Source organism: Dellaglioa sp. CoH-56-MRSF-13 (assembly GCF_056782095.1).
Genome location: NZ_JBXAYC010000060.1, coordinates 1 through 457, shown reverse-complemented (window position 1 = coordinate 457; position 457 = coordinate 1). Strand labels below are relative to the sequence as shown.

Sequence of the window (457 nt, the reverse complement as noted above, 5' to 3'; positions counted from 1 at the left end):
CGGAAAAGGCATTTGACGACGCCGAACGCGAAGTCGAAGTTCACAGCGCAGAAGGTGAGCAGCATGAAGGGCTGAAGCCGGTTGGCGAAGGTCAACACGCAACGCAGACGCTGCCGAACGATGAAGACCCGACTGCTGGTTACATTACGGTTGGTGATGTTCCGCACGATAAGGGCGAAACGAGCCCGGGCAATCCGAGCGGCACGGAATTCGAAAAGCCCGCTGGCATGAACCCGGCTGAGCCTCTGGTCGAACCGACTCGCGAAATCGAAGACGCGCCGAATATGAGCGCCGAAATTCCGGCTGCGGCTCCGGATACCGTTGACGAATTCGACGACGCGGTTGATGAGCCCGGCGTCACGATTCCGGACCCAGACGAAGTTCCGGACGCCGAAATTCTCGAAGAAGCTCCGGGTGAAGATGACATGGCTATCGTCGATATCGACGAGACCCCAGA

The 457-nt window shown here is 58.6% G+C and carries 1 protein-coding gene; it reads left to right on the top strand.

The annotated features are described in order from the left end of the window. A partial coding sequence (locus AC1RP1_RS07875) for a hypothetical protein (RefSeq protein WP_481762703.1) occupies positions 1 to 457 on the top strand: 457 nt, incomplete at both ends.